Raw genomic sequence first — 21,915 nt, forward strand, 5'->3', positions numbered from 1 at the left:
CTTTTATCGTTTTTCAGCGATTCTCAACTTCGCAGAACGCGCTCGATTATTTTCTTCTAACTCCATATCAGAAGGTAAAATCGGTTTTCTTGTAATGAGCTTTAATTTCGGCTTAAATTCATCTGGAATAATTGGTAACCCTGGCGGCAATTGTGGCGTTGTACTATTTCGCTTAAACGTTGTTTTACAAATACGATCTTCCAAAGAATGGAATGTTATGACGCTAACTCTTCCACCAGGCTTGACCATCTCGATTGCTGATTCCAACGCTTCTTCAAATACTTTCAATTCATCATTTACAGCAATACGGATTGCCTGAAACACTCGCTTCGCAGGATGTCCACCAGTTCTACGAGCAGGAGCTGGAATACCCTCTTTAATTAGTTCTACTAATTCTCCTGTCGTTTCAATAGCTTTATTCTCGCGATATGCTTCAATTTTCCTTGCTATTTGTTTTGAAAATTTCTCCTCACCATACTGGAAGAAAATTCTTACGAGTTGTTCATATGACCAGCTATTTACAACATCATATGCTGTTAATGGGGCATCTTGATCCATCCGCATATCTAACGGTGCATCATGATGATAACTAAAGCCACGCTCTGGTGTATCTAATTGTGGGGATGAAACACCTAAATCGAATAAAATACCGTCTACTTCTGTTATACCTAATTCCTGTAATTTTTCAGATAAATAACGGAAATTGCTCTTTACCGTTACAAACTGCTCACCGTATGAAGAAAATTTTTCTTTCGCATTTTGAATCGCTATCTCATCTTGATCAAACGCAATTAATTTTCCACCATCAGTTAATTGGGATAATAAATAAGAACTATGTCCTCCTCCCCCCAGCGTACAATCTACATATGTACCATCTGGCTTTATATTTAAGCCGTCTACTGTTTCTTTCAAAAGCACTGTTACGTGTTTAAACATTGTTGCACCTACTCTTTTTCCAATTAATTATGTTGAACGCATTCCTTCCTCTAAACACATATTTCACAATCAGAGAACGAAATACTACTAAAGAACGACTCAGTTAACTTACCAACAAAGGTAGCATACTATACAAATCGTTATTTTCTTTTATTATATACTAAATTTTATCATCTTTTGCGGGAATTTAAATAAAAAACTGTCGAAAAAGAGAATAATACGTTTACATTTTGTGCTATTTTGTCATATATTTAAGTATCCTGCATACATACAATCTTCACTGATCTTTAATTGATAATTCAGAAAAAAATCACTTCACAGTAAATTCAACGGAATAAAAATAAAATCCTGCTCCAAAGAGCAAGATTCTATAGTTTTATAACATGATGCTTCCCGTCCCAAGAAAATGAGTTTTCCATTACTCGTTCAATGAAATCCAAACCGAACCGATTTAAATAATAACACACATTCCACACACGCTCCTGCGGCGCATCTAATGGACGAAGGGCAAATTGTATACGACGGAATTTATTTAGCTGCACCTCATGTTTTTTCTCAACATTTCTTTTCAACATTCTTTCCAATAGTTCGATTTGTTCATTAATTTTCAATTCATTTTTCCCTGCAAACGCACTTAATCCTGGATCTATTTTCTTTACAAACTGCTGTAATGATGTATGAATATCACCGATTTCTTTTTTCACTTCTGTAAAACGTTCATCAATCGGTTCCTCTATTTGATTAGTCAACCAGTTTTCACGCAGGTTACCTATATTATTCAAAAACGGATCGCTCTCTTGCAACTGTAAATCATTTAAATCTGTCGTTATATCTCTCTCCACATAAGTAATTGTAAGACGAGGAACGACAGGTGGTATTTGGAAACCGACTGCATGGAATACTTGTTGCAATTCACTCCAATATGCTAACTCCCCCGGACCTCCAATAAATGCGAGCGTAGGAAATACATACTCTTGCATAAGAGGACGTGTTACAACATTATTACTAAAACGTTCTGGCCTTCTCTCCATCTCTTCAATCAATTCTTCATATGAAAAAGAATGTGCTCCATCTTTTCCAACAAACTTTCCTTGAATGTCTTCAAGCAGTACTCGCTCATTATCAATTTCCATGAATACATGCACAGCATTAGACTTTGTTTCAATAATCGGTTTATACCCTAACTTTTTAATTACCTCTTGTTGATTATGAAGCCCCTCTTGCAATTCTTTATACTTACTTATAATTTGTTTAAAAAACGGAACTTCCAACTTTCTTAATTCAGGCTGATGCGAATCAACAAGAATTAAACCAGAATTAGTGAACATTTTCGTAATAAGGTAAGCAAAGAAATCTACATACGTATTCGATTTATTCAAAGCATCATCAACAAATCGTAATACATCCTTTGTAAAATTCGTTTCTGGGTACGTTTTAAAAATCTCTTCAATCCACTTTCTACAGTCTTCAACAGAAAGTTCAGCCTCAGAAGCACTCGCCTTTTTCGGATTACGATCATGAAAAATAGTCTTTTTTATTTTTTTATTTTTCGTTACAAAAGTATGATTAATTTCATCCATATCATGGTCTTCACCCGCAACCCAGAAGACAGGAACAACTCTAACTCCTAAACTTTCTTCCTTTTCCTTCGCAAGCTGTAAAATTGAAATAATTTTATGAATGGTATACAGCGGTCCAGTTAATAACCCCGCTTGTTGTCCAGCTATAACAACATATGTATTTTCATCTTCAAGCGCTTTTATATTTTGAATTGCAGATTCTCCCGCTTGCAATTTTGTATTATATTCTAATAAATGCGCTACTAAATCTCGACGGAAAAACTCCCTTTCACGCAAATCATGTAAACGTTGTTTAAAAGCTTCTTCTGTTAACATATAATCAAAACACGACTGTATCTCTTTTTTACCGTTCATATAGTCCGCTACAACACCTTGTTGCGGAACAGAGATTTCTTTTATCTCCATATAATTCTTCCTTTCGTATCCAGTTCTCTCACCAATCCACATTGTAGTCAATGTTACACGTAAAAGCAAAGAATAACACTTATACTTTTGCTTCTAGCCCTTTTATTGCATCGAACAAAAATTGAAGCGTCGGAACTTGGCGCTGCTGTTTCTTAGCTTCTTCTAATACATATCCAACAATCGCATCGATTTCTGTTTGTCTAGTCGCTCTTACATCTGCCAGCATAGATGATGTATTATGAGACGTTCTTTCACATACACGTCGCACCATTTGCCATACAATTTCCTTTTCTTCTTTCACAAGAAAAACGACTTCCTGAAATACTTGCTCCATCATTTGATAAAAAAACGGATTCGTAATCAACTCTCCGTTCTGAACTCGTAATAATGCTGTTAACGGATTAATACATACATTAACGACTAATTTTTTGTGCATAACGTCCTTCCAATCAGATTCTATTTGAAGCGGAAAATGAGGAAAGGAAAAGCAATTAAATATTTTTTTAAAATGGATAGATTGACCACGCACTAATCCAAACTTCGTAACACCTATTCCAGTGTGATGAACTGTATGCATCTCTTCTTTTTTCGCACCATGCTCTACAATACCAACAGCTATATGTTCATTCCCTATTTTTTGCATAACATGAAGATGTGACATTCCGTTTTGCAAAAAGATTAATGATGATTCTTCCTGCACAAAAGGTAATATGTCAGTTATATGATATTGCTTCACAGCAATAAATATATAATCTAACTTCTGATCTAGCATACTTTCTATCGGTAAAACAGATGGAAATACCGTTTCACTTCTCCCATCTCTAATACAAGTTATACCCGTTCCATTCAATTCTTCAGCCTGCTTAGCCGTTCTTGTAAACAACGTAACATCTTGATTACTTTTTTGTAAATAATATGTATACAATAGGCCGATAGCCCCTGGTCCCACAATTCCAATTTTCATTTTCACACAAGGAATTCAAATTACATTCCCTTGCCTGCCCCCCCTTTTTTATATCTTCCTAACTTACATAAACACAGCCTATAATGTCACTGTCTCCTGACAAACAAATACAATCTCTTCTTTCACTATGTATATAATACCTATTAGTATGCTTCTACTCTTAGTTTAGCAAATCCTCAAAAAAATAATAAAAGAAATATACTATCTTCTTCATAAAAACAAAAAAATGAGTTATAATATTATTATAAATATTTTTACTTTTCTGCATTCAACAAGATAAGAAAAGGATGTGATGTAATGGGATTCCCAAAAGTTGAGCGCTTGCTCATCAATTATAAAACATTAGATGAATTTAAAAAATTTAAAGGGTGTGGAGCTCAAGAACTATCCATGCTGGAAGAATTACAAGCAAACATTATTGAAAATGATAGTGAATCTCCATTTTACGGCATTTATTATGGCGGATCACTAATCGCACGTATGAGTCTATATATGAAAAGGAACGGCGGAGAACCATTCGAAATTACAGGTCCTTACCTAGAACTTTATAAACTTGAAGTGCTACCGACTTTTCAAAAACAAGGATTCGGACAAATGCTTGTAAATTACGCGAAACAACTACAATTTCCAATTAAAACGATAGCACGTATCCATTCGGCTGGTTTTTGGGATAAGTTAAATTTCCAACCTGTATCAGTAACCGATGGTGATTTTTATATTTGGCACCCAGAAGCAAATATGAATGCGGTTACAAAGGAAGAGTCCGCTTAAAAAAATAAAAAAACAGCTGCGTAACAGCTGTTTTTTTATTTTTTTAACTTCTCTAATTTCCCATTCGAACGAGCACTATTTCTTTCCGCTACCATCACACTTCTTTTTTGATCGATATAATCAAGCAACGTTCTATATTCTTCCTCATATACTGATAATCGCTCCAGAAGGCGTTCTCTCTCTGTTTGTAACGATTCAATTTGTTGTTGTAACACTATTAAAGAGTTTTCATCTTTATAATTTTGTAAGAAATCAATAACATCATTCAATGTAATTGACGTAGGCTCTAATACCTTTGTCTCTTTCACTTCATAATTTTCTACTTTACGAAGTTGCTTCGCTTCTTCAATACGTTCTTTGTATTGCTTTCTAACGTAAGAATTCCATCTAAATCCACATGCTGCTGGTGTACGAGACAAATGTCTCCCAACTTCTTTAAAGGCAGAAAGTTGCGTTCCACCTTCTCGAATATGCCGGAGTACTACTTCTGCCAGAAGCAAATCTTCATCATCAGTCCAAGCATCTTGTCTTGTTGTCGCCATCTCTCTAGTCCTCCCTATGCATTTTTTATTAAGCATATGCAGTTACTAGAAAAGATAGAATACAACAAATAAATAATTAGACAAAAAAATAAACGTAGAAGATATCTTCTACGTTTATTTTTTGCAATTACTTGCTGATTACTTCTTTACCTTTGTAAGTACCGCATGCTTTACATACACGGTGAGCTAATTTCGCTTCACCACAGCTTGGGCACTCTACCATACCAGGTACTGATAATTTGAAATGCGTACGACGCTTTCTTTTTACTGTTTTAGAAGTTCTTCTAAAAGGTACAGCCATTCTTCCCACCTCCTTAAAAGAAATAGTTATTTTCATATGAAGGCCTGAACCAGTCTTCCGATTATTTGTCAAAAAACTTTGCAAGACCTGCTAACCTTGGATCAACAGGCTTTTCTTTGTTTTCTTCCGAAATCACTTGCCAGTCTTGACCTTGCGTCGGTGCTCCACCAGAAACGTCATCACTGAAAATTTGCATTGGAATCTCCAAAAGTATATTTTCCTTGATTACGGGCAGTAAGTCAAGTACTTCTCCTTCTAAACAATGAATTTCAGCTTCAGTTTCAAATTCTTCTTGTGAAGTTTGGAACACCTCAGTTGTTTTAATGTCAAATGGTAATGTCACATCTACTAAAGAGCGAGAACATGGTAAAACCATGCTTCCAGTTATATGTAGATGAAACGTAAACTTACCGGAGCCAAAATCAACTCTTCCCGTTACATGAACAGGAGTAACTTCGCGAATTTCTTTCTCGACCTCTTTTAGCTCACTTACATCTACCATCTCATCCAATGTCAATCCTTTATTTCTCAATTTATTCAATTGATGGATGGACCATTTCATATCATATCACCTCAAGGCAACAAACAAAATTATAGCTAGCCATTTTATATTTGTCAATGTTTTTTCTTTACACTATAATGAAGTCATCATAGGAAATAATATATAGATTATCACGTTTTCTAAAAAGATGCTACATCGAAAGGAGAGATTACCATAAAAGCTAGTGGTATTGTTGTTGAATATAACCCTTTTCACAACGGTCATGCTTATCATGTGCAACAAACAAAAAACTTAACACAGGCTGATATTACAATCGCTGTTATGAGTGGCCCTTTTTTACAGCGTGGTGAGCCTGCACTCATTTCCAAGTGGTATCGCACTAAGATGGCCTTATCAAGCGGCGTAGACCTTGTTGTAGAGCTTCCATACGCCTTCGCAACACAAAAGGCTGAAACCTTTGCAAATGGTGCTATTTCCATTTTAAACGCCCTTCGTGTTTCTGAAATTTGTTTTGGTAGTGAAGATGGACAAATCGAAAATTTTTATAATACCATCTCTGTACAAAAAAACGAAGAAGATACTTTCAATCGTCTTGTAAAGCAATTTATGGATGCAGGTAATAGTTACGCAAAAGCTACATCTGAAGCTTTTTCACACATTTTACCATCCGAAAAAAACATAGACATGTCTCAACCGAATAATATTTTAGGCTTCCAATACATCAAAGCGATTCTCTCACAAAATAGTTCGGTCCAAGCGCAAACTATAAAAAGATTCGCCTCTCATTATCATGATGAAACATTTAATGACCAAAATATCGCAAGCGCAACAAGTATTCGTAAACAACTCTTTAGCGAAAAAGGTTCATTCACAGCAATTGAGCCTTTTATCCCGAAAGCAACCGCTTCACTTTTAGCAAATTACAAACAAAACTACGGGATATTACATAATTGGGAACAATACTTTTCATTTTTCAAATACAAACTCATGACGATGTCTTCTCAAGACTTACGACATATTTATGAAATAGAAGAAGGTTTAGAGCATCGTATTTTATCAAAAATACAATGCAGTTACACCTTCCACTCATTCATGGAAGCATTAAAAACAAAACGTTATACATGGACTAGATTACAAAGAGCTTGTACACACATTTTAACAAACACAACAAAAGAAGAAATACATAGCGCAAATATAGAACAACACGCTCCGTATATCCGTCTACTCGGCATGTCACAAAAAGGACAAACTTATCTTTCAAAAAATAAGAAAAAAATAGAACTTCCAATCCTTACCCATACAAAAACATTTAACCATCCTACTTTAGATATAGAACGAAAAGCGAATTCTGTATATTTCTCCATCATGCAAGAACCATTACGGACACAATTACTAAAACAGGACGTAACACATCATCCAATTCGTTACGATGAAACAACTGCAAAATTTCTATAAGAAAAACCTCTCTATTTTAGAGAGGTTTATTTTTTCTCACCCATTTTCCCCAAATACATTAACGCATCATCCAGCGTATCCACTGGTACAATTTTCATTTTTGTTTTAATGTCTTTCGCAGCCTCAAGTGCATCTTTATAATTCGATTTCTCCGCACCTTTTTCATTTGGTGCAAAGAACACTTCAGCACCAGCATCACTAGCAGCCACCACTTTCTGCTTTATACCACCGATTGGGCCAATTTCTCCTTTTTCATTAATTGTACCTGTTCCAGCTATTTCATGTCCTTTTGTTAAATCTTCTTCCACAAGTTGATTATATATTTCTAATGTAAACATTAAGCCCGCTGATGGCCCACCTATTTCATGAGAATCAATTTTCACTTTCGGATCTACCACTAATTCTCTCTCCGTAACGATAGAGACACCTATTCCGACACGTCCATTCCCATTAGGAATTGTCTTTACATTTAAATTTTCTTTCAATTGTTTTCCATTTCGCTTATACTCAATACTTACAGTATCACCTTCTTTTTTACCTGTCATATACTCAATAAATTGCTCCGTCTTTTCAAATGTTTTTCCATCCACAGCTATAATGACATCACCAAGTTTAAGCTTCCCTTCTGATGGCATCCCCTTCGCTACACCAGCAACTAGTACGCCTTTATTTTCAAAAGAAACCGAACGGTTCGCTTGTTTATACGCATTATAAATTGCTGCATTTTGTGAATCTTTCATTGCATATTCTTGGCGAAATTGATATTCTTCATCACTCTCACCTTTTTGTAATATTTCTTCTGCCTTCGAAATATGTGTATATTTATTAAACTGCGCTGCTATTAAATTCACCACATTTGCCGGTCCCATTGAAACCGTAACAAGCATAAAATCACCAGATTCTTTTGTTCCACCCTCAACTTGAACGTATGGCTCTAATTTTGCTGCCATCCCTGGTTTTGTTACATAATATGGCAAACGCACATAAACAAGTAACATCGCCAATATAACACCTATTAAAATTGCATATATAAACCGAAAACGCTTAAACATTATGTTTCTCCTTCCACTTCTCAATTAATAAATTGATATTTGTAACATGTTTTTCTGCTTCTACTTCTCCGACTCGAATAATGTCTTCAATGTTTGTAAAAGCACGCGAACTAAATTGTTCTACAGCTGGTCGCATCATTAAATCCGATGCAATTTGTCGATTCATCACAAGCTCATGTTGCATAATTTCAATACTCTGCATAATTACATCATAAATCGACGTAACCTCACCATTCACCTTGATTGGAGATACATCAACAGCAATAACAATATCAGCACCTAACTCTTTCACAACCGAAACCGGAATGCGATCAATAACTCCGCCATCCACTAATAATCGCCCATCTATTTTCTCTGGTACGAACACTCCAGGTACAGATATACTAGCCCTCACTGCCTCTGCAACAGGACCACTTGTAAAAACCACTTTTTCCCCCTTCAAGATGTCAGTAGCCACAACAGCAGTTGGGATATCTAACTCTTCTATAGTTTTATTATATGTAAACATTTTAATCATATCTTTTACACGTTTTCCAGCAATAAATCCCATTTTGGGCACTGTGAAATCCAAATAATATTTCCTTTTAAAAACAGTCGCTAGTTTATACAATCTTTCGACGTTACAGCCAGCTGCGTAAAATGTACCTATTAAAGCCCCCATACTACTCCCTGCAATCATATGAATCGGTATACCAGCTTCCCTTAAAACTTTTATAACGCCAATATGAGCAAATCCTTTCGCTCCCCCAGATCCAAGCGCTAAACCAATCTTCGGTTCTTTCATTTTTCTCACCCTTTAATTTTTTTCATTCCTTTTTCATACTTATGGTCTAAATTCATCACGTATCCACGTATACTGAAATGAACGTTTTTTGGGACAAAGGGGGATTTACTTACATGTATGAAAAATGGAAAACCGCTTTCCTTACCATATCAACATTATTTTTAACCTTTTCTCTTGTACTCCACCCCCAAGATGCTTTGCAAGCTTCCATTCGAGGGTTAAATATATGGTGGGAAGTTGTATTCCCTTCACTATTACCGTTTTTCATTATTGCGGAACTTCTAATTAGTATTGGTGTTGTAAAATTTATCGGCGTCATATTAGAACCACTAATGCGGCCATTGTTCCGTGTTCCAGGGATAGGTGGATTTGTTTGGGCAATGGGAATGGCTTCAGGATTCCCTGCTGGCGCAAAATTAAGCGCTAGACTACGTAAAAGTAATCAACTAACACAAATTGAAGCAGAGCGCCTTGTATCTTTCACAAACTCTTCTAACCCACTTTTTATTTTCGGAGCTGTTTCTATCGGTTTTTTCAATAATCCGAAATTAGGAATCGTATTAGCCGCTGCACATTATTTAAGTAACTTCGCGGTCGGGTTGCTTATGCGTTTTTACGGTAATAACACTACTCACCCAAACGACAAACACACTACTAAAAAACGTCCCTTTCAAAATCCTTTTCCAATCCTCCATCAGACACGTATGCAAGAAAAAAGACCGATAGGAAAATTACTCGGGGATGCTATCGTTTCTTCTGTTCAAACATTACTTATGATTGGCGGGTTTATTATTTTATTCTCTGTTTTAAATAAAATGATTACTGTTTTTCATATCACAGCAGCACTTTCTTTTATTATGCAACATATTTTATCATTCTTCCAACTATCAACCGAATTTAGTATTCCTGTATTATCTGGCATTTTTGAAATGACACTCGGAAGCCAAATGATTAGTCAAATAAATGAAACACAACTTCTTCAACAGGCTATGGTAACAAGCTTCATTTTAGCATTTAGCGGTCTTTCTATTCAGGCCCAAGTTGCCAGCATTTTAGCCGAAACAGACATCCGATTTAAACCATATTTTTTCGCGCGAATTATTCAAAGCATTCTCGCACCTATTTTTACCGTTATATTTTGGGGACCCTTTTATGAAAAAGTAAGTTCTTTTTCACCTATGCAAAAAGATATTCCCGTTTTTTTATCAAATCATTCTTTTGTACTAAATAAGATTTGGTCATCTTTTGTACACTACGGACCAATATTTACATTATTTTGTTTATATTTATATGTTATCTTATTGTTTTTACGCAGTAATAAAGAAAAACCCCGTTCACTTTAACGGGGTTTGAAACTTTTCCTTTAACGCACGCTCGACAACAGGAGGAACAAGATCTACCACACTTCCTCCATATCTCGCAACTTCTTTCACAATACTCGAGCTTAAAAATGAATATTGATTGTTTGTCATAATAAAGAAAGTTTCAATATTTTCATCTAATTTTCGGTTCATAGAAGTAATTTGCATCTCATATTCAAAATCAGAGACCGCTCGTAAACCACGTAAAATTGCATTTGCATTACGCATTTTTGCATATTCCACTAATAGCCCACTATGCGAATCCACTTTTACATTTGGGATATCCTTTGTTGCTTCTCGAATTAACTCTAGACGCTCTTCAACTGAAAAGAATGGTTTTTTTGATGAATTGTTTAAAACAACTACGTACACCTCATCAAATACTTTCGCTCCCCTTTTAATAATATCTAGATGTCCAAGGGTAATTGGATCAAAACTTCCGGAAGAAATCGCTATACTTGTCATTCTGTCCCCTCACCTTCATACTTATAAATCGATATTGCTGTAATCCCATAATTTTCAGCTCGTACTTTTACAAGGTCTCCTATAGAATCAGGTAAAACCACATCATTTCCATGCTCTGACATAATTAACCCATCTCTGTGGAGCAATCCATGTTGATCCATCACACTTATTAAAGACACAATTTTTTGATCTTTATATGGAGGATCGATTAGTATAAGATCGAATGATACTTCACGCTTTATTAGTGCCTTCACCGCACGCTCTGCATCATTTCGATACACTTCAGCTTGTTCATGTATTCTACAACTTTCTAAATTTTGATGAATTACTTTTATCGCTTTACTATCTCGATCAACAAAAATTGCTTTATCAATCCCTCTACTTATAGCCTCAATCCCAAGGCCACCACTACCGCCAAATAAATCAAGAGCGGTACCACCATCAAAATAAGGGCCTATCATATTAAAAATAGATTCTTTCACTTTATCTGTCGTTGGACGTGTTGTATTACCAGGAACCGCTTTAAGTGGGTGCCCTTTACATTTTCCTGAAACTACTCTCATCTGTTGTCACTACCTTTATTTCAATCTATCGTGCGATTACAGAAAACTCTTCTCAATTCGGTAACCGCTACCAAACTATACTATTTATGAAGTCTTCCATTCACCATTCACCCTTCACATTACGATAGGGAACTTTAGCTTAAAATAACCGCTCGCCATTTTTTATGTATTCATTTCACTATTCGCGAACACGAAACCATTATGTACATGAGTTCCACTTTATCTTTTTTATCCTATCATAAAATAAAAAAAAGAAAAATAAAAAGCCTATCATAAATTTTAATTTCATTAATGTATATCTTCCTTTAGATTGGACATAAATAAATATAACAACATCACCTTCGATGTTGTTGCCAACCGCGGAGAAGACTTACGTTTCCCCATAAGTTCTTCCTCCGGTTTCTCCTCTCCCTTTGCCTTCTTACTAGTACATACTAGTATAAGAAGGGCCCTGCTTTGCAGGGTTTTTTTCTTTGTCCACTTTTCATTTAAAAAGTGAGATGGTACAGTAAAAGAAAGAGGAGGAATAAATATGATTCAACGCTTTATAGAACTCGGAGAAGGTTACTCTGATTTATATGAATTACTTGAGATTGCCAAAGCAAATCAAGAACGTATAACACATATGTTACAATTTGAAACGATAAAAAACGATAAAAAAGTATGCTCACTTGCTGTAATATTAAAACCGACAACTACTGGTGATTTCCAACCATTATACATATGTCGTGAAGGCATTCCTATACTTGAAAATAAAAAAAGTAAACGTGTCGTTTTATTTGAAGAAACGGCAGAACAACTCGGAAAAAAAGTTACTACCTTTACTGTAAAACCATCAACCACTTTCCCTGAAAAAGAACTATTTTTTAATCATCTCATTGGTATTTTACGAATGAACAATTTTATTCCTCCAATGAAATAACACGTTATTTCAAGTAAAAAAATCCCCCGTTAAATTTAGCGGGGGATTTTTTTACTTAGCTATAATCGTATTCTTTTGCCCGATCAGGACGGGAATTTTCAAATTCCGTTTTTAAAAACGGGCGGTACGACTGTTCTATCTTTTTCACAAAAGGAAGTTTGTTCAATTTATGCATCATATGCTCAATTTGTTCCATATCACAATATACAACTGCATACTTTAATCGTTTTGATATGTAATGTATGTTACCATATTTCCTTAAAATCTTGGCATGTTTCAATGAATGTAAATAAACAATCATACTTTGTCGTTGCCCGAACATAATCTTCTCCATCTTCTCCTTTTAAAAACTTATATTTTTATGTTTTATGAAAACCAATCAGAAATTTACGACATTATAGGACAAACTCTGTATACGTTTTCTTCCATCTTCTAAAAAACGGGGTAAGTCACCCCGTTTTTTTACAACCGCAACCTCCACCGGTACCACAACCTCCACTACACCCACCAGCATCAAAAAATGGATTTCCTGTTGGAACTTTAATGGAAGAGGATACCTCCGAACCGATTGCTACACTAACCTCATCTAATAACTTTTGCAAAGCGTTTTCTACTCGTTTAAAGGCTGCAATCTTATCATGCAAGTCTACAGAACGCTTTAATTCCCTCATTTTCGTCGATACATAAGTATAGTCAGGATGGTATTTACCAAAACGCTGCACTTCCTCATATCGTTCTTTCATCGCTGTAAATTGCTGAATTAACGTCTGAACTTCCCTATCTTCATGCAATTCTTTATAACACTTACGATAATCTTCTGCTATATCTGAACAGATAATCGCTTTTGCAAGCTGTTCTGCTTTATCTAATAATAATACGCTTTCTAGCGTCGCTACAATCATGAGAGACACCTCCGAGTATTCATCATACCACATTTAGAATAGAACTACTAATGGAAGTGCCTCACTAAAAAAAGATATAACTCTAACTCTTTTTCACACACTCTCCGATACGCTTATACATTAATATGTTCCGCAATATTATATTTAAGAACATCCCATTCCCCGCTTTTTTCTTTCACATAACTAATACACGCGTTTTTTAATGGGGTCTTAAACGAAATTTCATCTGGTGCAATTGCATGTAAAATTGCTTTGATCGCATGTGAATGGGCAACAATGATAATACGTTTGCCAGAATGAGTTGCGGCAACATCTTTCAAAGCAGCAAAGCAACGAGCTACAATTTCCTCATCTTGCTCCATACCTTCTACTTTCCCCTCTGCAATTAACTCCCTAACATCCACAACCGGCTTCCCTGAAGCCTCTCCAAAATTCCGCTCAACAAATCGCTCATCTAATAAAATTGATTGTACTCCAGCAGCCTCTGCGATTTCCTTAGCCGTTTCTTGCGCTCTAATTAACGGGCTACTTATAATTATATCCCATGATTCTGCTTGCAAAGCAGCTGCACTTTGACTCGCTTGCTTCTTCCCAACCTCATTAAGCGGAATATCTTCACGCCCCTGAATAATCTCTTGAAAATTCCAATCAGTTTGTCCATGTCGTACTAAACAAATTTCTGTCATGCTGCAACTCCTTTTTTAATAATCCGCTTCTATTGTAACAAAAGTTCTGCATGACGGACATAGTTTCCCCTTCCAATTATGTCGTATTTTGCTGCTTCATATACTGAAACATATCAATCATGATCGAAGCAACTGCCAATTGATTTTGAAATTTTTCTACTTTATCTGGTATCGTTTTTTTGAAATGTTGCATAGCGGCCAGCTCAAAAGCTTCTTTTTCTTCGGGATTTCGCGTTAACTTCCTATACCAGTACGGTTGCTCTCGAATATAGCGAGATAAATCCTCATCAGCTTTTATAAACTCCATAAGTTCTGCTCTCATCATCTTTCCCCCTAATCCTTCTGAAAGAAAAATGGATTATTTTCTGAAGTACTTTGTTCTTGCTGCGTGCGTTTCCCTTGAAATTGCTGAATAACTTGTTGCACGCTCCCAATGGCACTCGTCACATTGGCTAAATGGTGCTGCATTTGTTCCACGTCTAGCTTTTTAAAGAAAGAAAGCATTTGCCCCATCACATCAGCAGTTTTTTCCTCTTCAGTCCGATTATCTTTTTCCTTTTTATTTTCTTTTACTGAAGAAAAAGTAGGGGCTCCATCAGGTCTATAACTTGCCCATATTGGATCTTCTTCACCAAGTAAGTACCACTCTTCATAAAATTGTTGCCAAGTTTTTTGACCATTTCTAACCTCATGAACCATTTTAGGGTGGTGGTTTACAAATTCTTTAAACTGTTGAACCGATGGATGTAACGGCCCTTTTGTTGTTGGCATAATCCTCACCTCTTCATATATACCTACTATATTGTAAGAAAAAAAAGGCGCATGGTTCGCCTATTTTTAGACGATTCATGCACCTTCTTATCTCGCTATTCACATGCGGTAAGATTCACACCTTACAATTCAATGAATGCTAGAGAATTAGCCGGGAGAATAACCACTCGCAAAAGCCCCATTAGTAAGAACTAATAATTCACGGTAAAATATACATCCCACCACTTAAAGTTTCACTTTATTTTCGAATAAAGTTTTGCGTATAAAATTTATCATATACCCCAACACCTAATCCGGTAAATTGTTCATTTAATAAATTTTTTCTATGGCCCTCACTATTTAACCAACCTTGCACCGCCGCAATTCCATCACTATGTTGTGCCGCTATGTTCTCACCAGCAAGCTGAAACCCTATTTGTCCACGTTGCAAACGATCTCCTAACGTACCTAATGTAGGTGAATCGTGTGAAAAATAATTATTGTCCTTCATATCTTTACTGTGACCAAATGCAACGTCTGCTGTTTGTTGATCCCATGTTAACAACGGTAACTCATGACGACTTCGAATAATATTTGTTAAATCAAAAATTTGCTGCGTATTTCCAGTCTCCACTTGTTTCATTTTTTCTGGAGTCAATGGCTGTTCTGCAGTTAATTCCCCTGAATAAACAAGCTGATACGGTCTTTGGCGTAATAACGATTCATCATCCATATAACGAACACCAACAAGCTCGTGGGTAAAATGATCAAAATATAATTGTGCCCATCCATCTTCTACGGGTATTAATGGTTGTTCCATTACTTCCGTATCAGATAGCTCAAATTGAAAACTATTCTTTCCTTTTTTTAATGAAATCTCATGTGAGAACGGATTCTTTTTATATACTTCTTCATATTTTTCATTTATATAATAAGGCGGCACCTTAACTTGCTCACCAGCAACATATGCCGTTACAACTTTACGTTCAGCAACTCCAAATTGAACATACTGAGCTAAATCTTGATTGTACACCCACCATTCATATCCGTAAGCAGATGGCTCTATTCGAGATGGTTCGCCCCACTTTGCTAATAAATTTTCAGAATCCCCACCAAGCATATTTAAAACAGTGGCTGAGGCGTCTTCATTGACTTGCTTTTTCTTTTTCACAATCTTATTTTCTTGCTTTGATTGAGATGGGGTTAATATATATTGTGAAACGAGTAATTTCCCGTATAAATCAACAGCTAAAATTAAAAATGTAATCATTACGATACGCAATAATTTCTTCAAACGATATACCTCCTGCACAAAACATAAAATTGAGATATACACAAATCCTTTTCTTTCCTTTTTTGTGTGTACCGTACTCTTTTCACTATATCATATTTTCGCAAAAAAAGTCTTGATTATCCCTTTTCTCTCAATATGAATTGCACTTTCTTATTATTCATACTATTATAAAAATAATGATGTAACATTAAAAAAGGAGGTATTATATGCAATTTACAAATACGAAATTTAATGGAGCAGTCGTTGATTTAACACTATTAACTGAAATTATGGAAAAGAACCATTTTGTACTTGCTGGACAGTGGGATTATGAACGGGTTACATACGATTATAAATTTGAAATATTAAAGGATGTTTATTATTTACGAGTGCAAGGTATTGCTGTTGAAGGGGACATCGGCAGCAGACACGCTGAAATAAAACTACTCCCTCCCTTATTAGGAAAACATTATTATCCTCACGGAGTTGAATATGGTGATGATGAGGCTTTCCCAACGAATGTACTCCAAAAAAGCGAACAACTCCTACAAAATGTCGAAAAAGAGTTAAAAGAATTTCAAATTATTGAGTAAATAGAACAAGCGCATCATATTGATGCGCTTGTTCTATTTATCTTTCCTAAGAATGAATCGTCTTTTTGACTGGATACCCATAAATCGATCCATCTTTTACTTTAATCTCATCTTCCCAAGGGACTTTATATTTACCTTCAGCTAAATCTTTTACAAACGTATACGGGTTTTCTTTCACCCCACCAGGAGTTGCGACATACCCCCTTGAACCTAAATTATATATATTATTTTCTAGACCCCATCCTAATCTAGCCTGATCTGCTAGCTCTGGATATACTTCAGCAGTAACAATCTCCCAAGGGTTTCGGTGTCCCTGCACTAAAGTAGTCCCATCAAAATTACATACTTGTCCTTCACCAAAGTAATAAAATACACCATCATAACCCGCTAAGTTCACTGACAATGTATACATTAAATTTTGCCATGCATTTGAACGATTGGTTAACATCCATTGTTCACTAACTTGTGTGCTATATCCAGAAATACGAATCAAGACATTTGCACCTTTATAGGCTGCTTCACGGGCTACTTCAGGAAACATGCCATCATGACAAATACAAACAGCTAATTTACTTCCTCCAGGTCCATCACAAACAGGTAAGCCTAAATCTCCAGCTTTCCAAGGTTCGACTGGCACCCAAGGATTTAACTTACGATACTTCAAAATCATTTCACCCTGTGGATCAATAATAATTGCTGTATTATACGGTTCTCCACCATCAGGATTTCTTTCCATTATCGAAAAAACACCATATACTTCAGATTCTTTACATGCCTCAGCAAATAAGTCTGTTTCTGGCCCAGGAACTGTGCATAAAAACTCTTCTGTAGTCCACTTTTTTGTATTGAGTCCTTGTGTACTATATTCGGGAAATACTATCAATTCTAATCCAGGATAACCTGATTTCGTTGAATGAATTGTTTTTATGATCTGTTTAATTTGTTTATCAATGTCTGCACGCGACTCTACTACCGGTACTGGATATTGAATTAACGCTGTTAAAAAACCACTAATCGGCTTTACCATACTTCCACTACTACCCATTTAAATTCCCCCTTAAAATAGTTCGTGTTTATTAAAGGTAACAATATAAATTTGTAACTCTCTAAAAAACTAGCACTACATATGGAAATATTACGTATTAAGGCTAGTAGTAAATTCTATATCCACTTTTAGTACATGCCTACACTAGGTTAACACAAAAAGATTGAAAATTCAATCTTTTTCGAACGCCACAACTAAAAAAGAAAAAAGTGTATGGGATCCCATACACTTCTCTACTTAGTCTGTAAGTACGGTGGTAGCTCTTGTAATTGCTCTTTATCTTTTTCACGCTCTCTACGTGCCCATCTAAAGAACACATAGCCGATAATCGTACCGTATACTATTTCCTGGACAATTTTCATAATGATGCCGCCCGTTTGTTGGTCTTGTACTACTGGCATCCAGTGTAAAAATTCTGGTCCAGTTATATTTAAATCTGATAAAGTTCCCGCTGGTACACATAGTTCCATTGCTTTCATCCAAGCTGCTGGGTCCGTATACGTTGCAAATAGCGGTGCAGTTGCAAAGATGATTAGCGCACAAGCTGGCGTTAATAATATACCATTAGCAAACATGTAACCAAGTTTCTTTATATCACTTAACGTTTGATATTCTGGTAACGGATTTAACATCGGCCACCACATCATGATTGCTGCAAAAAACAATATAGCAAGGCAAATAGGATGAGCAATTTGACTTTGTTTTACTGTATCAAATACAACTGGCAAATGATAAAAAGAAAACAGGCCATTAAATACAAACAATGCAATAAGTGGTTTAGCAAATAGATTTAACATAATTTGAACGAACTTAAAAGAAGTAATGTAACGATATAACCAAACTGGTATACCCAGCAATAATAACGGTGGAACTGCAATGTACATGACTGCCATTTCAAACATATGTGCACTAAATATAATATGACCAATTAAATCAATAGGTCCTCCCTTTACAAAATACAAAAGAACAATCCCAGTCGTAAAATAAAAAACTTGCTTTTTACTTACCTCCGTCGCATTTTCAAATCGAGTTCTATATGGTCCAATAATTAAGAAGTACCCAATAAGAATCGAAAGCATAAATAATAAAAAGATTGGACTCCATAGAGCTTGAAAACCAAATATCCATAAGTTACTCATTATAACACCCACCTTCTTAATATTATCCTTTCACATAATATGAAGAGGGGGCTGTGCCAACACAAGCCCCCTTATTTCTTATTCCTCAAATCCACACGATTGTCATAAAAGCTAAAATTGTAATTAACCCTATTAACAGACCAGAATAAAGAAAGAAACTTGCCGCTTCATGTCCTTTATGGCTCATATGCATAAAATAGTACAATTGAAAAATTACTTGCACCACTGCTAATAGCAAAATAAAAGGAACAGAGAAAATCGGACTAAAAGTTTTTGGATATGCCACCGCTACAAATGCAACTAATGTTAGAAAAATCATTAGTGCAAACGTAATAACTTGGTGCCTCATCTCCTCTGCACTTTTTCTCTTCCGATAAACAAGATCAACTTTAGGATTATTCGTTTGTTTAATTGCCATTGTTTATCCCACCATTCCCATTAAATATACTACAGTGAAAATAAACACCCAAACTACGTCAATAAAGTGCCAATAAATTGATGCAACATAAAACTTCGGTGCATTGTATAAATTGAGGCCCCTCTTCGCATTTCTAAAGATTAATGTTAAAATCCAACACAAGCCAAACAATACGTGAAGTCCATGTGTACCAACAAGAGCATAAAAGGCTGAACCAAATGCACTACTTCTCATAGTATGCTTAAATTCATGCGTATAATGATAAAACTCATATATTTCAAACCCTAAAAATCCTAAGCCAAGCAACACTGTTACAAGTAACCAAAGTTGCATTTTCTTAAAGTTGAAATTTTTCATATGATACATCGCATATACACTCGTTAAACTACTCGTTAACAAAAGCATCGTCATAATGAAAACAAGTGGCATTTGGAACATCTCTTGGGATGTTGGCCCACCATTTGTAGAGTTTTTTAGCGCTAAATATGTGCCAAATAAGGAAGCGAACAAAACTGTTTCGCCTCCAAGAAATAACCAAAAACCGACAAACTTATTTTTCCCCTCAAGGGTTGCTTTTTCAGGCTCTGCTGGAAATGTTTCATTCGTTAATTTGTCATCTACATGCATTACGCCTTGCCCCCCTTATCCTCTAAATCTTCCTTATGAATATGATATCCGTGATCATCGATTACTGAACGTAGGAACATTGTGCCAAATGTAATGATTAAACCAATAATTGCTACTAATAACCAGAACTTATCTTTCCCACCTTGCATATACATTGCACCGAATGCCGCTATGAATAAGCCTAGAGAAATGATAAATGGTGAAAATGAAGCATTTGGCATATGAATATCACCAACTGGTTCCGCCGCTGTCATCTCTTTATTACCTTCACGTTTTTCAATCCAAAACGGATCTAATCCACGGACAAATGGCAATTGTTTGAAATTGTATTCCGGTGTAGGTGCTGGCATTGTCCATTCTAATGTACGTCCATCCCACGGATCACGGCCAGCCTTCTCTTTTGATACCGTTGTTTTAATTACATTGAATAAAAGAACAATTGTTCCGAGAGCCATAAACGCCGCTCCAACAGAACTAATCATATTCCCCATTTCCAATCCTTGCCCTTCAAGATATGTGTAGTAACGACGTGGCATCCCAATTAATCCAAGGAAGTGCTGAATAAAGAACGTTAAATGGAAACCGATAAAGAACAACCAGAATGTTATCTTCCCTAATGTTTCATTTAATACTTTATTAAACATCAGTGGCCAGTAATAATGAGCCCCTGCAAGTAAACCAAATACAACACCGCCGACGATTACATAATGAAAGTGCGCTACTACGAAATAGTTATCATGAAATTGATAATCAGCTGGCGCAGATGCAAGCATAACACCTGTAACTCCACCCATTACGAATGATGGAATAAAAGCTACTGCCCACATCATCGGTGTCGTAAAACGAATACTTCCGCCCCACATTGTAAAGAGCCAGTTAAATATTTTAATACCTGTTGGAACTGCAATCGCCATTGTTGCAACTGAAAAAATAGCATTTGCAACTGGACCAAGACCAACCGTAAACATATGATGCGCCCATACCATAAATCCTAAAAATCCGATTAATACTGTCGCAAATACCATCGATGAATAACCAAATAATCGTTTTTTCGAAAATGTCGCGAAGATTTCTGAGAATATTCCGAAAGCTGGGAGTATAAGAATGTATACTTCTGGATGACCGAAAATCCAGAATAAATGCTCCCATATAATTGTGTTCCCACCCAATGCTGGATTAAAGAAACTTGTGCCGAATAAACGATCTAACATTAACAGTCCTAATCCTACAGTTAATGGCGGAAAAGCAAATAATATAAGTGAAGATGTTACAAATGTTGTCCATGTAAACATCGGCATACGCATGTACGTCATTCCTGGTGCACGCATATTAATAATTGTAACTAGGAAGTTAATACCTCCAATTAATGTACCAATACCTGAAATTTGCAAGCCAAGTACATAAAAATCAACACCATGTCCTTTAGATGCTAAGGCTAAAGATGCATAAGATGTCCACCCTGCATCAGGAGCTCCTCCTAAAAACCAACTTAAATTTAAAAATACTCCACCAAAGAAAAATAACCAAAATCCGAGTGAATTTAAAAACGGGAACGCTACATCTCGCGCACCAATTTGAAGTGGTACAGCGGCGTTCATAAATGCAAACACGAGTGGCATAGCTGCGAGGAAAATCATTGTTGTACCGTGCATCGTTAATACTTGATTATAAGCATCCCCAACAAGAAAGGCGTTGTTAGGAATCGCTAATTGAAGGCGAATAAATAGTGCTTCTATTCCGCCTATTATAAAAAACAACCCACCTGCAATTAAATAGAGAATGGCAATCTTTTTATGGTCTACTGTCGTTAAATAATCCCATATGACAGCACCCATCCCCTGTTTTTTTGCTACAGAACTCACGTTTTCAACCTCCCCTT

Annotated in this window: 26 protein-coding genes; 5 read left to right on the forward strand and 21 right to left on the reverse strand. The window is 35.9% G+C overall.

What is annotated here, in order from left to right:
• Positions 1–3 precede the first annotated feature (3 nt).
• The 3 genes from rsmH to panE all read right to left on the reverse strand — a co-directional run bounded on the left by rsmH (position 4) and on the right by panE (position 3,885).
• Positions 4–936: a 16S rRNA (cytosine(1402)-N(4))-methyltransferase RsmH gene (gene rsmH / locus ACQKNR_RS02210; RefSeq protein WP_427315045.1), complete on the reverse strand. Its 933-nt coding sequence runs from the start codon at positions 934–936 to the stop codon at positions 4–6.
• 368 nt (positions 937–1,304) lie between these two features.
• Complete coding sequence (gene bshC / locus ACQKNR_RS02215; protein WP_427315047.1) at positions 1,305–2,921, reverse strand: bacillithiol biosynthesis cysteine-adding enzyme BshC; 1,617 nt, start codon at positions 2,919–2,921, stop codon at positions 1,305–1,307.
• A 79-nt stretch (positions 2,922–3,000) separates the two neighbouring features.
• A complete protein-coding gene (gene panE / locus ACQKNR_RS02220) occupies positions 3,001–3,885 on the reverse strand; it encodes a 2-dehydropantoate 2-reductase (protein ID WP_427315798.1) in 885 nt (294 codons plus the stop codon).
• Between the two features lie 297 nt (positions 3,886–4,182).
• Here panE and ACQKNR_RS02225 point away from each other — a divergent pair, with 297 nt between their 5' ends.
• Complete coding sequence (locus tag ACQKNR_RS02225; protein ID WP_427315049.1) at positions 4,183–4,656, forward strand: N-acetyltransferase; 474 nt, start codon at positions 4,183–4,185, stop codon at positions 4,654–4,656.
• A 35-nt stretch (positions 4,657–4,691) separates the two neighbouring features.
• Here ACQKNR_RS02225 and ACQKNR_RS02230 read toward each other — a convergent pair whose 3' ends face one another.
• The 3 genes from ACQKNR_RS02230 to ACQKNR_RS02240 form a co-directional block, all read right to left on the reverse strand.
• Complete coding sequence (locus ACQKNR_RS02230) at positions 4,692–5,198, reverse strand: RsfA family transcriptional regulator (protein ID WP_427315051.1); 507 nt, start codon at positions 5,196–5,198, stop codon at positions 4,692–4,694.
• Positions 5,199–5,325: 127 nt separating this feature from the next.
• Positions 5,326–5,499 carry a 50S ribosomal protein L32 gene (rpmF, locus tag ACQKNR_RS02235; protein ID WP_001984764.1) on the reverse strand — a complete coding sequence of 58 codons (174 nt, stop codon included), beginning with the start codon at positions 5,497–5,499 and terminating at the stop codon, positions 5,326–5,328.
• A gap of 61 nt (positions 5,500–5,560) precedes the next feature.
• Complete coding sequence (locus ACQKNR_RS02240; protein WP_193410071.1) at positions 5,561–6,061, reverse strand: YceD family protein; 501 nt, start codon at positions 6,059–6,061, stop codon at positions 5,561–5,563.
• Positions 6,062–6,214: 153 nt separating this feature from the next.
• On the opposite strand from ACQKNR_RS02240, the gene ACQKNR_RS02245 reads away from it, so the two are divergent.
• Positions 6,215–7,456, forward strand: a complete 1,242-nt coding sequence (locus tag ACQKNR_RS02245) for a nucleotidyltransferase (RefSeq protein ID WP_427315800.1) — start codon at positions 6,215–6,217, stop codon at positions 7,454–7,456.
• A 26-nt stretch (positions 7,457–7,482) separates the two neighbouring features.
• Here the strand turns inward: ACQKNR_RS02245 and ACQKNR_RS02250 are convergent, their stop codons facing one another.
• Positions 7,483–8,508, reverse strand: coding sequence for a SepM family pheromone-processing serine protease (locus ACQKNR_RS02250; protein WP_427315053.1), 1,026 nt, complete (start codon positions 8,506–8,508; stop codon positions 7,483–7,485).
• Complete coding sequence (locus ACQKNR_RS02255; RefSeq protein ID WP_427315055.1) at positions 8,501–9,292, reverse strand: patatin-like phospholipase family protein; 792 nt, start codon at positions 9,290–9,292, stop codon at positions 8,501–8,503. The genes ACQKNR_RS02250 and ACQKNR_RS02255 overlap by 8 nt, the downstream gene beginning before the upstream one ends.
• Positions 9,293–9,405: 113 nt before the next feature.
• Here ACQKNR_RS02255 and ylbJ point away from each other — a divergent pair, with 113 nt between their 5' ends.
• Positions 9,406–10,635: a sporulation integral membrane protein YlbJ gene (gene ylbJ, locus ACQKNR_RS02260; RefSeq protein WP_427315056.1), complete on the forward strand. Its 1,230-nt coding sequence runs from the start codon at positions 9,406–9,408 to the stop codon at positions 10,633–10,635.
• Here ylbJ and coaD read toward each other — a convergent pair.
• Positions 10,627–11,118: a pantetheine-phosphate adenylyltransferase gene (coaD, locus tag ACQKNR_RS02265; protein WP_193410075.1), complete on the reverse strand. Its 492-nt coding sequence runs from the start codon at positions 11,116–11,118 to the stop codon at positions 10,627–10,629. The two genes, ylbJ and coaD, sit on opposite strands and share 9 nt — an antisense overlap.
• Positions 11,115–11,681, reverse strand: coding sequence for a 16S rRNA (guanine(966)-N(2))-methyltransferase RsmD (gene rsmD / locus ACQKNR_RS02270; protein WP_427315057.1), 567 nt, complete (start codon positions 11,679–11,681; stop codon positions 11,115–11,117). Before rsmD ends, coaD begins: the two co-directional genes overlap by 4 nt.
• Positions 11,682–12,213: 532 nt before the next feature.
• Here rsmD and ACQKNR_RS02275 point away from each other — a divergent pair.
• Positions 12,214–12,603, forward strand: a complete 390-nt coding sequence (locus ACQKNR_RS02275) for a DUF7147 family protein (protein WP_427315059.1) — start codon at positions 12,214–12,216, stop codon at positions 12,601–12,603.
• A 55-nt stretch (positions 12,604–12,658) separates the two neighbouring features.
• Here the strand turns inward: ACQKNR_RS02275 and ACQKNR_RS02280 are convergent, their stop codons facing one another.
• From ACQKNR_RS02280 to ACQKNR_RS02305, 6 genes are all read right to left on the reverse strand, one after another.
• Entirely contained in the window at positions 12,659–12,925 is a 267-nt protein-coding gene (locus tag ACQKNR_RS02280; RefSeq protein ID WP_002093356.1) for a YlbG family protein, read from the reverse strand.
• Positions 12,926–13,052: 127 nt separating this feature from the next.
• Complete coding sequence (locus ACQKNR_RS02285) at positions 13,053–13,505, reverse strand: YlbF family regulator (protein WP_427315061.1); 453 nt, start codon at positions 13,503–13,505, stop codon at positions 13,053–13,055.
• Positions 13,506–13,618: 113 nt separating this feature from the next.
• Positions 13,619–14,191, reverse strand: a complete 573-nt coding sequence (locus ACQKNR_RS02290; RefSeq protein ID WP_427315063.1) for a histidine phosphatase family protein — start codon at positions 14,189–14,191, stop codon at positions 13,619–13,621.
• Between the two features lie 76 nt (positions 14,192–14,267).
• Positions 14,268–14,513, reverse strand: coding sequence for a YlbE-like family protein (locus ACQKNR_RS02295; protein WP_193410080.1), 246 nt, complete (start codon positions 14,511–14,513; stop codon positions 14,268–14,270).
• 11 nt (positions 14,514–14,524) lie between these two features.
• Positions 14,525–14,962 (reverse strand): YlbD family protein, encoded by a 438-nt coding sequence (locus ACQKNR_RS02300; RefSeq protein ID WP_427315065.1) that lies wholly within the window; start codon positions 14,960–14,962, stop codon positions 14,525–14,527.
• A gap of 238 nt (positions 14,963–15,200) precedes the next feature.
• Complete coding sequence (locus tag ACQKNR_RS02305; protein WP_427315067.1) at positions 15,201–16,235, reverse strand: CAP domain-containing protein; 1,035 nt, start codon at positions 16,233–16,235, stop codon at positions 15,201–15,203.
• Positions 16,236–16,441: 206 nt separating this feature from the next.
• On the opposite strand from ACQKNR_RS02305, the gene ACQKNR_RS02310 reads away from it, so the two are divergent.
• Entirely contained in the window at positions 16,442–16,807 is a 366-nt protein-coding gene (locus tag ACQKNR_RS02310; protein ID WP_427315069.1) for a YugN family protein, read from the forward strand.
• 46 nt (positions 16,808–16,853) lie between these two features.
• On the opposite strand, the gene ACQKNR_RS02315 is transcribed toward ACQKNR_RS02310, so the two are convergent.
• From ACQKNR_RS02315 to ctaD, 5 genes are all read right to left on the reverse strand, one after another.
• Complete coding sequence (locus tag ACQKNR_RS02315; RefSeq protein WP_000535796.1) at positions 16,854–17,852, reverse strand: formamidase; 999 nt, start codon at positions 17,850–17,852, stop codon at positions 16,854–16,856.
• Positions 17,853–18,085: 233 nt separating this feature from the next.
• Entirely contained in the window at positions 18,086–18,991 is a 906-nt protein-coding gene (gene ctaG / locus ACQKNR_RS02320; protein ID WP_427315071.1) for a cytochrome c oxidase assembly factor CtaG, read from the reverse strand.
• An 85-nt stretch (positions 18,992–19,076) separates the two neighbouring features.
• On the reverse strand, positions 19,077–19,409 hold the full coding sequence (ctaF, locus tag ACQKNR_RS02325) for a cytochrome c oxidase subunit IVB (RefSeq protein WP_000985706.1): 333 nt from the start codon (positions 19,407–19,409) through the stop codon (positions 19,077–19,079).
• Between the two features lie 3 nt (positions 19,410–19,412).
• Positions 19,413–20,036, reverse strand: a complete 624-nt coding sequence (gene ctaE / locus ACQKNR_RS02330; RefSeq protein WP_427315074.1) for a cytochrome c oxidase subunit III — start codon at positions 20,034–20,036, stop codon at positions 19,413–19,415.
• Positions 20,036–21,871 carry a cytochrome c oxidase subunit I gene (gene ctaD / locus ACQKNR_RS02335; RefSeq protein ID WP_427315801.1) on the reverse strand — a complete coding sequence of 612 codons (1,836 nt, stop codon included), beginning with the start codon at positions 21,869–21,871 and terminating at the stop codon, positions 20,036–20,038. The genes ctaE and ctaD overlap by 1 nt, the downstream gene beginning before the upstream one ends.
• Positions 21,872–21,915: the final 44 nt, after the last annotated feature.

It is taken from the genome of Bacillus sp. NPDC094077 (genome assembly GCF_050279465.1).
Taxonomy (GTDB): Bacteria; Bacillota; Bacilli; order Bacillales; family Bacillaceae_G; genus Bacillus_A.

Coding starts and splice junctions, on each gene's coding strand:
- rsmH (WP_427315045.1), bottom strand. CDS start 936: ATGTTTAAACACGTAACAGTGCTTTTGAAAGAAACAGTAGACGGCTTA.
- bshC (WP_427315047.1), bottom strand. CDS start 2,921: ATGGAGATAAAAGAAATCTCTGTTCCGCAACAAGGTGTTGTAGCGGAC.
- panE (WP_427315798.1), bottom strand. CDS start 3,885: ATGAAAATTGGAATTGTGGGACCAGGGGCTATCGGCCTATTGTATACA.
- ACQKNR_RS02225 (WP_427315049.1), top strand. CDS start 4,183: ATGGGATTCCCAAAAGTTGAGCGCTTGCTCATCAATTATAAAACATTA.
- ACQKNR_RS02230 (WP_427315051.1), bottom strand. CDS start 5,198: ATGGCGACAACAAGACAAGATGCTTGGACTGATGATGAAGATTTGCTT.
- rpmF (WP_001984764.1), bottom strand. CDS start 5,499: ATGGCTGTACCTTTTAGAAGAACTTCTAAAACAGTAAAAAGAAAGCGT.
- ACQKNR_RS02240 (WP_193410071.1), bottom strand. CDS start 6,061: ATGAAATGGTCCATCCATCAATTGAATAAATTGAGAAATAAAGGATTG.
- ACQKNR_RS02250 (WP_427315053.1), bottom strand. CDS start 8,508: ATGTTTAAGCGTTTTCGGTTTATATATGCAATTTTAATAGGTGTTATA.
- ACQKNR_RS02255 (WP_427315055.1), bottom strand. CDS start 9,292: ATGAAAGAACCGAAGATTGGTTTAGCGCTTGGATCTGGGGGAGCGAAA.
- ylbJ (WP_427315056.1), top strand. CDS start 9,406: ATGTATGAAAAATGGAAAACCGCTTTCCTTACCATATCAACATTATTT.
- coaD (WP_193410075.1), bottom strand. CDS start 11,118: ATGACAAGTATAGCGATTTCTTCCGGAAGTTTTGATCCAATTACCCTT.
- rsmD (WP_427315057.1), bottom strand. CDS start 11,681: ATGAGAGTAGTTTCAGGAAAATGTAAAGGGCACCCACTTAAAGCGGTT.
- ACQKNR_RS02275 (WP_427315059.1), top strand. CDS start 12,214: ATGATTCAACGCTTTATAGAACTCGGAGAAGGTTACTCTGATTTATAT.
- ACQKNR_RS02280 (WP_002093356.1), bottom strand. CDS start 12,925: ATGTTCGGGCAACGACAAAGTATGATTGTTTATTTACATTCATTGAAA.
- ACQKNR_RS02285 (WP_427315061.1), bottom strand. CDS start 13,505: ATGATTGTAGCGACGCTAGAAAGCGTATTATTATTAGATAAAGCAGAA.
- ACQKNR_RS02290 (WP_427315063.1), bottom strand. CDS start 14,191: ATGACAGAAATTTGTTTAGTACGACATGGACAAACTGATTGGAATTTT.
- ACQKNR_RS02295 (WP_193410080.1), bottom strand. CDS start 14,513: ATGAGAGCAGAACTTATGGAGTTTATAAAAGCTGATGAGGATTTATCT.
- ACQKNR_RS02300 (WP_427315065.1), bottom strand. CDS start 14,962: ATGCCAACAACAAAAGGGCCGTTACATCCATCGGTTCAACAGTTTAAA.
- ACQKNR_RS02310 (WP_427315069.1), top strand. CDS start 16,442: ATGCAATTTACAAATACGAAATTTAATGGAGCAGTCGTTGATTTAACA.
- ACQKNR_RS02315 (WP_000535796.1), bottom strand. CDS start 17,852: ATGGGTAGTAGTGGAAGTATGGTAAAGCCGATTAGTGGTTTTTTAACA.
- ctaG (WP_427315071.1), bottom strand. CDS start 18,991: ATGAGTAACTTATGGATATTTGGTTTTCAAGCTCTATGGAGTCCAATC.
- ctaF (WP_000985706.1), bottom strand. CDS start 19,409: ATGGCAATTAAACAAACGAATAATCCTAAAGTTGATCTTGTTTATCGG.
- ctaE (WP_427315074.1), bottom strand. CDS start 20,036: ATGCATGTAGATGACAAATTAACGAATGAAACATTTCCAGCAGAGCCT.
- ctaD (WP_427315801.1), bottom strand. CDS start 21,871: ATGGGTGCTGTCATATGGGATTATTTAACGACAGTAGACCATAAAAAG.